This is a genomic window from Streptomyces naganishii JCM 4654 (assembly GCF_014650575.1).
Lineage (GTDB): Bacteria > Actinomycetota > Actinomycetes > Streptomycetales > Streptomycetaceae > Streptomyces > Streptomyces naganishii.
Genome location: NZ_BMVF01000033.1, coordinates 36145 through 43456, shown reverse-complemented (window position 1 = coordinate 43456; position 7312 = coordinate 36145). Strand labels below are relative to the sequence as shown.

Annotated in this window: 8 protein-coding genes; 3 read left to right on the top strand and 5 right to left on the bottom strand. The window is 72.5% G+C overall.

Features of this window, described 5'->3' with window-relative positions; all coding sequences use genetic code 11:
- Positions 1-79: 79 nt before the first annotated feature.
- From IE217_RS33600 to IE217_RS33590, 3 genes are all read right to left on the bottom strand, one after another.
- Positions 80-1168 (bottom strand): NADH-quinone oxidoreductase subunit B family protein, encoded by a 1089-nt coding sequence (locus IE217_RS33600; protein ID WP_190181740.1) that lies wholly within the window; start codon positions 1166-1168, stop codon positions 80-82.
- Positions 1165-1710 (bottom strand): hemerythrin domain-containing protein, encoded by a 546-nt coding sequence (locus tag IE217_RS33595; protein WP_190181739.1) that lies wholly within the window; start codon positions 1708-1710, stop codon positions 1165-1167. Before IE217_RS33595 ends, IE217_RS33600 begins: the two co-directional genes overlap by 4 nt.
- Positions 1711-1897: 187 nt before the next feature.
- Positions 1898-2458: a hemerythrin domain-containing protein gene (locus IE217_RS33590; protein ID WP_190181738.1), complete on the bottom strand. Its 561-nt coding sequence runs from the start codon at positions 2456-2458 to the stop codon at positions 1898-1900.
- A 197-nt stretch (positions 2459-2655) separates the two neighbouring features.
- Between IE217_RS33590 and IE217_RS33585 the strand changes: the two genes are divergently transcribed.
- Positions 2656-3078 (top strand): phage holin family protein, encoded by a 423-nt coding sequence (locus IE217_RS33585; protein WP_190181737.1) that lies wholly within the window; start codon positions 2656-2658, stop codon positions 3076-3078.
- A 64-nt stretch (positions 3079-3142) separates the two neighbouring features.
- Here IE217_RS33585 and IE217_RS33580 read toward each other — a convergent pair whose 3' ends face one another.
- Positions 3143-3982 (bottom strand): SigB/SigF/SigG family RNA polymerase sigma factor, encoded by an 840-nt coding sequence (locus IE217_RS33580; RefSeq protein WP_229865842.1) that lies wholly within the window; start codon positions 3980-3982, stop codon positions 3143-3145.
- Positions 3983-4057: 75 nt separating this feature from the next.
- Here IE217_RS33580 and IE217_RS33575 point away from each other — a divergent pair, with 75 nt between their 5' ends.
- The gene (locus IE217_RS33575) at positions 4058-4303 is read left to right on the top strand and encodes a hypothetical protein (protein ID WP_190181736.1); all 246 of its coding nucleotides are present in this window, start codon (positions 4058-4060) and stop codon (positions 4301-4303) included.
- Positions 4304-4333: 30 nt separating this feature from the next.
- Here the strand turns inward: IE217_RS33575 and IE217_RS33570 are convergent, their stop codons facing one another.
- Positions 4334-5395: a PucR family transcriptional regulator gene (locus IE217_RS33570; protein ID WP_190181735.1), complete on the bottom strand. Its 1062-nt coding sequence runs from the start codon at positions 5393-5395 to the stop codon at positions 4334-4336.
- 382 nt (positions 5396-5777) lie between these two features.
- Here IE217_RS33570 and IE217_RS33565 point away from each other — a divergent pair, with 382 nt between their 5' ends.
- Positions 5778-7223, top strand: coding sequence for a glyceraldehyde-3-phosphate dehydrogenase (locus tag IE217_RS33565; protein ID WP_190181734.1), 1446 nt, complete (start codon positions 5778-5780; stop codon positions 7221-7223).
- Positions 7224-7312: the final 89 nt, after the last annotated feature.

Below are 7312 nucleotides of genomic sequence, written 5' to 3'. Positions count from 1 at the left end.
CATGTCCACCAGTTGCGCGGGTCTGCGCCCCGCCGAACGGGACTCCGTAGCCGTCATGTCCGTGTGCACCTCATCTTTCTCAGGGGCGCCAGTGCGGGTCGTAGCCGCTGGTCAGCGCGGGCTCGTTGTGCCGCCACCGCGGTTCCTTGTTGAGGGCCATGCTGGTGATGCCGCGCATCCGGCGGATGAAGGCCCCGTAGGGCTTGATCAGGACGGACGACAGGCTGCCGCCGGTGGGCTCGTCCATGAAGGGCATGAAGGCGTCCGGGAAGCCGGGCATGGTGCAGCCGATGCAGATGCCGCCCACGTTGGGGCAGCCGCCGATGCCGGCCATCCAGCCCCGCTTGGGCACGTTGCAGTTGACCACCGGGCCCCAACAGCCGGTCTTCACCAGGCACTTGGGCGAGTTGTAGTCCCGGGCGAAGCTCGCCTGCTCGTAGTACGAGCCCCGGTCGCAGCCCTCGTGGACGGTCTTGCCGAACAGCCACTGCGGGCGCAGCATCTCGTCCAGCGGCGGGGGCGGCGCCGAACCGGCCGCGTGGTAGAGCACCCAGGTGAGGGTCTCCATGAAGTTCTCGGGCTGGATGGGGCAGCCGGGCACGTTGACCACCGGCAGGGCGCCCGCGGACTTGAAGTCCCAGCCCAGGTAGTCGGCGAGGCCCATGGAACCGGTGGGGTTGCCGGCCATCGCGTGGATGCCGCCGTACGTGGCGCAGGTGCCGGCCGCGACCACCGCCCACGCCTTGGGGGCGAGTTGGTCGATCCACCAGTTGAGGGTGAGGGGCTCGCCGGTCTCCAGGTCGTTGCCGAAGGAGGTCCAGTAGCCGTCGCCCTCGATGATGTTCTGGTTCGGGATCGAGCCCTCGATGACGAGGATGAACGGGGTGAGTTCGCCGCGGGCCGCCGCGCGGAAGGGCGCGAGGAAGTCCTCCCCGCCGAGGCTGGGCGAGAGCACCTTGTTGTAGAGGTTCACCTTCGGCAGCCCGGGGATGAGCCCGAGTACGACGTCCTCGATCGCCGGCTGCCCGGACGCGGTCATCGACACGGTGTCGCCGTCGCAGCTCATGCCCTCCGAGATCCACAGGATGCTGATCTCGTCGAAGCCGTTCCGGTCCTGGGCGCTCGCGGGCTGCCCGCTGACCTGAGTGGTGCCGCTTTCGGTGGTCATGTCCTGGGCCTCCCCTGGAGACGGTCGCGGAATCGGTCGTAGGCGGCGGCCACCGGTCCGAGCGCGGTGAGCGCCGGCGGGTGGTCGGGGGCGCCGGGGTGCGGGCGGGTGGGGGCGCCCTGCTTGGCCTGGTCCAGCAGCCGGCCCAGTTCGTCGAGGTCCTGCTGGGAGACGTGCTCGCGCAGCTGGGGCATCATCTCGCCCTCTTCCTCGCGGATGTGCTCCTCGACCTCGCGCCTGAGCTGGGCCATGAGCTCGGGCTCGCGCTCGTCGCCGGCGGGGAGCTTGTCGAGGGCCAGCAGCAGCTTCTTGACCGCCATGTGCTCGGCGAGGTGCTCGTCGATCTCTTCCGCGCCGTCCGGCAGCACCTTCCTGGCCATGGGGTAGACCATCATCTCCTCGAGGGCCGCGTGCTTGGACAGCTCGCGGATCGCCAGCTCGGCCACCCCGCGCCGCTGGGTGTCGGAGGCCGCGGCGTGATAGTCGCGGAACAGCTGTTCCACCATGCGGTGGTCGTGCTTCAACAACTCGATCGCGTCCATCGCACCTTTCCTCGGGCCAGGCGGCGACCTGCGGCCGCTTCGGTTCCGTGGCCGGGTTCCGCGGCCGGGCACGGACGCCGCCCGGGCGGGAAGGCTGTCCGTCCGTCCACCAGGCTGCCCCCGCGCACCGCCCGCCGCCCGCCGTGGAGGGCCGGTGGAGTGAGGCGGGCGCGCGGGGGCCGCGGGGTCAGGTGCGGTGCACGGCGTGCTGGAGCATGTCGCGGGCGCGGTCGAACGGGCCGAGCAGGGGGGCCGCCAGTTTGTTGGCCACCTCGTTGTTGACCCAGCGGTGCGGGCGGGTCGGCGCGTAGGCCTGGGTGAGGCGCACCTCGGCGCCGAGTAGGCGCAGCCGCCGGCCGCTGACCGCCCGGCGCAGCGCCGCGAACTCCTCGCGCTCCTCGCGGGCCGCGTGGGCGAGCACCGCACGGCGGGCCTCGCCCAGACGGCGCAGGTACCCCTTGCCGTCGGGCCCGGTGTGCAGCAGGGCGACGAGGAGCTTCTTCGCCTCCTTCTCCTCCTGCCGGCGGCGGGCCGCGAGGGCCGCTCCGGAGGCGAGGACGCGGCGGGCCACCGGGTGGACGTGCGCCTCTTCGGCGGCCTCGTGCACCGCGAGCAGCCGCATCAGCCGCTCGAAGGCCCGGCGCCTGCCGGGTCCGGGCAGCGCGGCGCGGTAGAAGCCGCGCCGGATCTGGGCGTGCTGGCGCGTCAGGATGTCGACCGCGTCGTGTTTCATCAGCGCGAGAGTCATGGTTCTGCCTCCGTCTCACCGGTTCGGTGCCCGGGGAGCCGCCGGCCGTCCTCGGGGATCGGCGGCGCGCGGTCGTCCGCGCGGCGGCTCCCTGGAAGGTCCGAGCGGACGAAGTACCCCCTGCCGGGGCGTGGCACACGCGTGTTTCCCCCTGCCCGCCGGTGGCACCCGGAACAACCCGAGGTCAGGAGGAGACGATGCGTACACCGGGCGACGGCACGTCATCGGGTGCGGGCCGGGTGGGCGACGCCGCGGCCCGCCTGGGCCAGGACGCCGCGGAGCTGGCGCGCCGCGAGGTCAGGGCGATGCAGGGCGATCTGGTCGCCGGGCTACGCGAGTTCGGGGCGGGCGGGGCGCTGCTCGGCGGGGCGGGCGTGTGCGGGCTCCTGGCCCTGTGGGCGGCGCACGAGACCGCGCTGCGCGCGCTGGAGACGGTGATGCCCCGGGGCCGCGCGGCCGCCGTCCTCACCTGCGTCTACGGCACCGGGGCCGCCGTACTCGCCCTGGCGGCCCGCGACCGTGTGAGCGCCGCCACCGAGGCGGCCGCCGACGCGCTCGACAAGCAGGCGGACACGCTGGACGCCACCACGGCCGCCCCGGACGGCACCACCGGCGCCTGAGCACCTGGTACCGCATGCCGGGCGCCTGAGCCGACCACCGGGCGCGCCCGGCCTCCGGGCCGGGTCAGCCCGCCAGGAGCCGTTGGCGGATGTGGGTGCAGGTCCGGGTGAGAAGGCGCGAGACGTGCATCTGGGAGACGCCGATCACGTCGGCGATCTCCCGCTGGGTCATGGAGCCGAAGAAGTACAGCTGGAGGATCCGGCGCTCCCGGTCGGGCAGGGAGCGGATCACCGGGCGCAGGGCGATCAGGTCGGTCGCGCGGTCGAGCGCGGGGTCGTCGCCGCCGAGGGTCTCCGCCAGCGAGAGGCGGCGTTCGGCGCCGTACTGCTCGTCGATCGAGAGCGGGTTGCGGGCGCGGTCGGCGGCCAGCGCCTGGCGGACCTCCTCCTCGCTGATGCCGGTGAGCCGCTGGATGTCCCCGACCGTGCCGCCCCGGCCGTCCCCGCGGCGGCGCAGTTCCTCCTGGGCGAGCCGGACCCGCCGATGGCGGTCCTGGAGGCGGCGCGGCACGTGGAGCTCCCAGGTGTGGTCGCGCAGATGGCGCTTGACCTCCCCGTCGATGGTCGGCACGGCGTAGGAGAGGAAGGCGTGCCCCCGTCCCGGGTCGAAGCGGTCGACCGCCTTCACCAGGCCGACGCAGGCGGCCTGGTAGAGGTCCTCCCTGCTGTCCACGGGTGAGCCGTACCGGCGGGCGATGCGGCGGGCGACGGGCAGGAAGGCGACGATGGCCGCCTCGCGCAGCCGATCCCGCCGTGGCCCGGGGCGGCAGGCGGCCATCCGGTGCACGAGTTCCTCCTCGTCCGACAGGCCGTCCGGCCTCAGTTCACCGTCCGGGCCGGCCGGCCCTGCCGTGGTGCCGGGCGTGGTGCCGGGCTGCTGGATGTCGACCATGCGTGCGTTCACGGCCGACGAGTGCCCACTGTCCTTTGCCTCATGCAATGGTTGCGACCATTGCACAGTGCAATGTTTAATGGCGGCATGACGGTTCCATGCGCACAGGAGGCCTACTCGTTCGTCTGCCTGCGCTGCGGTCACGCCTGGGAGGGCGCGTACGAGATCCGGCACTCCCGGGACGCCCAGGGCCGCACCCGTACCGACTACTACGTGGGGTGCGTGAAGGTGCCCTCACCGCTGACCGCCAACACCTGCCGGGTGTGCCGCGGCGACACCATCCGGATCCTGCGGTCCGGGCTGGTCAGCTCGGTGCGGTCCTACACGGCCTGAGCGGGGACCGCCCAAGAGCGCCGGCGGACGTCACAGATCCCGCTCCGGCCAGCCGAGGAGGCGCGCGCCGATCACCGCCGTCTGGAGCGTGTAGCGGTGCACGGGGTCGGCCGGGTCGGCGCCGGTCAGCTTGTGGATGCGCTCCAGCCGGTAGGTGAAGGCGCGCACGCTCAGACTCAGCCGGCGGGCCGCCTCCGCCGCCGTGCAGCCGGCGTCGAAGTACACGGTCAGCGTGTCCAGGAGCGGCTGGGCGCCGCCGCGCGCGGCGCGCAGCGGGCCCAGCGTGTCGCGGACCAGGTCGGCCATGGCCTGCCGGTCCCGGGTCAGCACCGGATACACCAGCAGGTCCACGGCCCGCAGTACGGGCTCGGGCAACTCCAGGCGCTCGGCGAGGTCGAGGGCGTTGAGCGCCTCCTCGTAGGAGTGGACCACTCCCCCGGCGCCCGGGTGCGGGCGGCCGATGGCGACGCGGCCGCCGCCGGTGGCCGCGTAGGCCTGCTTGGCGAAGAACGACAGGACCTCGTCCTGGTCGCCGGGGGCGACGCAGACCAGCCGCCCTTCCTTCGTGGCGACGAGTATGCGGCGCTCCCCGAAGCGCGTGACCAGCGCGGTCTCCACCTGCCGGGTGGCCGGGTGCGTGTCGTCGACGGGCCGGCCGCCCTCGGCGACCGCGACCGCGTGGGAGCCGGAGAGGAGCAGCCCGTAGCGCTCGGCGCGTTCGGCGAGCCGGCCGAGGTCGCTGCGCCCGTAGAGCAGGTCGTCGACGAACTCGCGGCGGCCCGCCTCCTCTTGACGCATCGCGAGCCGCTGGGCCCGCTCATGCCCCTCCGCGAAGGCGTCCACGGCCTGCTCGACCACCGCCAGGACACGGTCGAGGCCGGCGGCCGCCAGGGCCGGCGAGGAGGCGCGGGTCTGGGAAAGATGGCGGCGCACGAGGGTGCGCAGCCCGTGGCCGGCCTCCGCGGCCCGCTCCCCCTGGGCGCGCAGCGACTCCAGTTCCTCCCGGGTCAGCCGGCGGCCGCTCCCGCAGACGTCGGCCAGGATCCGGGCGTACCCCGTCAGATAGTCGTCGGGCACCTCTGGCCGTGTCACTTGCTCTCCCCCCGCTCCTGACGTGCCGTTGGCGTTTTCTTAACGCACGCCGCGCGCCGGTGACAAACCAGGGCGGGTGAGCGGGTCCGGCAGCAAGGCCGCGCGGACACTGCCGGAATCCGGCAGTGTGCGAACGCCCCGCCCGCTGCCACGATGGGTCCCGGCAGGAACGGGGGAAACAACCCGGTGCCGTGCTACGGAAGTTCCGGCACCGGGTCTCCGCCTCCGCCGCCGCCCTCGCCAGGGCCCCCGCCGGGCCCTCCTCCGCTCCTCTCCCCCGCCCCCTTCGAACTGCCCCTCCGAGCCCGGACGGCACCCCTGGGATGATCGACACCCCTGTGGGGTTAGCATATGAGCGCCTCCTAGCTCGAAAGATAGATCTGTGACTGTCAACGACGACTCGTTCACCAACTGGAAGAACCGCGAGGAGATCGCGGAGTCGATGATCCCGATGATCGGGAAGCTGCACCGGGAACGGGACGTCACCGTCCTGCTGCACAGCCGCTCCCTGGTGAACAAGTCGGTGGTGAGCATCCTCAAGACCCACCGGTTCGCCCGCCAGATCGCCGGCGAGGAGCTCTCGGTCACCGACACGCTGCCGTTCCTCCAGGCGCTCACCGCCCTCGACCTCGGCCCGTCACAGATCGACATCGGCATGCTGGCCGCGACGTACCGCGGCGACGACCGGGGCCTGTCGGTCGCGGAGTTCACCGCGGAGGCCGTCGCCGGCGCCACGGGCGCCAACAAGATCGAGGGCGGCGAGGGACGCGACGTCGTGCTGTACGGCTTCGGCCGCATCGGCCGGCTGGTCGCGCGCCTGCTCATCGAGAAGGCCGGCTCCGGCAACGGCCTGCGGCTGCGCGCGATCGTGGTGCGCGGCGGCGGTGACCAGGACATCGTCAAGCGGGCCTCGCTGCTGCGCCGCGACTCCATCCACGGCCAGTTCCAGGGCACGATCACCGTGGACGAGGAGAACAGCACGATCCTCGCCAACGGCAACGAGATCAAGGTGATCTACGCCGACGACCCGAGCGCGGTGGACTACACGGCGTACGGCATCAAGGACGCCATCCTCATCGACAACACCGGCAAGTGGCGCGACCGCGAGGGGCTCTCCAAGCACCTGCGGCCGGGCATCGCCAAGGTCGTGCTGACCGCGCCCGGCAAGGGCGACGTGCCCAACATCGTGCACGGCGTCAACCACGACACGATCAAGCCGGACGAGCAGATCCTGTCCTGCGCCTCCTGCACCACCAACGCGATCGTCCCGCCGCTGAAGGCGATGGACGACGAGTACGGCGTGCTGCGCGGCCACGTGGAGACCGTCCACTCGTTCACCAACGACCAGAACCTGCTGGACAACTACCACAAGTCCGAGCGCCGCGGCCGCTCCGCGCCGCTCAACATGGTCATCACCGAGACCGGCGCCGCCTCCGCCGTGGCCAAGGCGCTGCCCGACCTGAAGGCGCGCATCACCGGCAGTTCGATCCGCGTGCCGGTGCCGGACGTCTCGATCGCGATCCTCAACCTCCAGCTCGCCCGCGAGACCACCCGCGAGGAGGTCCTGGAGTACCTGCGCAACGTCTCGCTGACCTCGCCGCTCAAGCGCCAGATCGACTTCATCAGCGCGCCCGACGCGGTCTCCAGCGACTTCATCGGCTCGCGCCACGCCTCGATCGTCGACGCCGGCGCCACCAAGGCCGAGGGCGACAACGCGATCCTCTACCTCTGGTACGACAACGAGTTCGGCTACTCCTGCCAGGTCATCCGCGTCGTCCAGTACGTCTCCGGGGTGGAGTACCCGACGTACCCGGCCCCGGCGGTCTGATCCGGCCGTCCGTGTCGTCCGGGCGTGCGGCGGCCGGTTCCCCCGGGGGAGCCGGCCGCCGCACGCGTACCCGCCACCCCGCGTCCGCC